Origin of the sequence: Streptomyces adelaidensis (assembly GCF_016598475.1) — a bacterium.
GTDB lineage: Bacteria > Actinomycetota > Actinomycetes > Streptomycetales > Streptomycetaceae > Streptomyces > Streptomyces adelaidensis.
The window spans coordinates 1-1,714 of the sequence record NZ_JAEMUX010000213.1; the positions used below are offsets into that span (position 1 = coordinate 1).

At 65.9% G+C, this 1,714-nt stretch carries 2 protein-coding genes; one reads left to right on the forward strand and one right to left on the reverse strand.

All coding sequences use genetic code 11. The annotated features are described in order from the left end of the window. Nucleotides 1-103: 103 nt before the first annotated feature. On the reverse strand, nt 104-532 hold the full coding sequence (gene tnpA, locus I8N67_RS41345; RefSeq protein ID WP_200309459.1) for an IS200/IS605 family transposase: 429 nt from the start codon (nt 530-532) through the stop codon (nt 104-106). Between the two features lie 50 nt (nt 533-582). Here tnpA and I8N67_RS41350 point away from each other — a divergent pair, with 50 nt between their 5' ends. Then, nucleotides 583-1,713 (forward strand): RNA-guided endonuclease InsQ/TnpB family protein, encoded by a 1,131-nt coding sequence (locus tag I8N67_RS41350; protein ID WP_200309460.1) that lies wholly within the window; start codon nt 583-585, stop codon nt 1,711-1,713. Nucleotide 1,714: the final 1 nt, after the last annotated feature.

Here is a 1,714-nt window from a genome sequence, read left to right on the forward strand (position 1 = left end):
TTCAGCATGATCTAGCGCGGAACCCCGGGCGTTCACGCCCGGGAGGAAGCGCTTCTCAAGACTGCTCTGACCCGCGCGGGTGCACGGGTCTGCGCTATTGACCTCAACCGGGACGTTTCTGGTTCTCGATGTACTCCTTGATGACAGCGAGAGGGGCGCCCCCGCACGAGGCGGCGAAGTAGGACGGCGACCAGAAGTGCTCACCCCACAGGTACTTGCGGATGTGGCCGGGGAACTCCTGCCGCAAGCGCCGGGCGGAGACACCCTTGAGGGAGCCTACGAGTCGGGAGACGGCGACCTTGGGCGGGTAGTGCACGAGCAGGTGGACGTGATCGCGTTCGCCGTTGAACTCCCGCAGCTCCGCGCCGAAGTCGGTGCACACGTCGCGCATGACTTCTTCGCAGCGCTGAAGGATCTCGTCGGTGAATGGTCCGCGCCGGTATTTGGGGGTGAAGACCAAATGTGCGTGGAGGGTGTGGACGACGCTACGTCCCCTGCGAATATCGGAGTTTGGCTCCCAGCGTGGTGACATAGATCAATGCTACGATCACGCTTGTGAAGATCGTGACGCAGGTCAAACTCATGCCGGATACCGTGCATGTATCCGCGCTTGAGCGCACCCTGCGCACGGTCAATGACGCCGCGAACTGGGTGTCGGAGGTGGCGTTCGAGCACGGCGTGCCGCGTGAGTACGAGCTGCGCAAGCACACCTACGCCCACCTCAAAGCACAGGGCCTGGGAGCGCAGGCCGCGCAGCACATCATCAAGAAGGTGCGCGACTCGTACGCCACGCTCAAGGCCAACATCCGGGCCGGGAACCTCGGCAGGGAAGGCTCCCGGCGCCGCCGCAAGGCCGAGTCCAAGCCGGTCACCTTTCGCCCCGAGGCCGCCCAGCCGTATGACGACCGGTGCCTGAGCTGGCAGTACGACCAGCGGACCGTGTCCATCTGGACCGTGGACGGCCGGGTCAAGAACATGCCGTTCGTGTGCTCCGCCGACGCACTCAAGATGCTCCAGGCGCACAGGCAGGGCGAATCCGACCTGATCGAGCGCGACGGCGTGTTCTACCTCGTCGCCACCTGTGACGTGCCCGAGGCCGAGCGGTACGAGCCGGCCGGGTTCCTCGGCGTGGACCTCGGCATCGTCAACATCGCCACCACGTCCGACGGCTACCGCGCCGCCGGCCGGGGACTCAACCGGTACCGCAAGCGACAGCTCGCCCTGCGTGCCAAGCTCCAGAAGAAGCGCACCAAGAGCGCCAAGCGGCGGCTCAAGGCCCGTGCCCGCAAGGAAGCACGGCACGCCGCGAACATCAACCACATCATCTCCAAGACGATCGTGACCGAGGCTGAACGCACCGGGCGCGGCCTGTCCCTCGAAGAACTCAAGGGCATCCGCACCCGGGTACGGCTCCGCAAGCCCCAACGGGTCGCACTCCACTCCTGGGCCTTCGCCCAGCTCGGAGACTTCATCGTCTACAAGGCCAGGCGAGCGGGTGTGCCGCTCATCCACGTCGATCCCGCGTACACGTCGCAGACGTGCGCCGAGTGCGGCCACGTCGACAAGCGCAACCGTGTCGACCAGGGGCTTTTCATCTGCCGGGGGTGCGGGGTCGTTGCCCACGCCGACCGGAACGCTTCCCACAACATCGCCACCCGTGGCGAGAACGTGTGGAAAGCGGGGCGTGAGTCACGCGTCCCTGCCACCCCATGAC

What these genes read in the sequence shown, in the direction of transcription:
- tnpA (WP_200309459.1), bottom strand. Translation starts at nt 532, where the DNA reads ATGTCACCACGCTGGGAGCCAAACTCCGATATTCGCAGGGGACGTAGC.
- I8N67_RS41350 (WP_200309460.1), top strand. Translation starts at nt 583, where the DNA reads ATGCCGGATACCGTGCATGTATCCGCGCTTGAGCGCACCCTGCGCACG.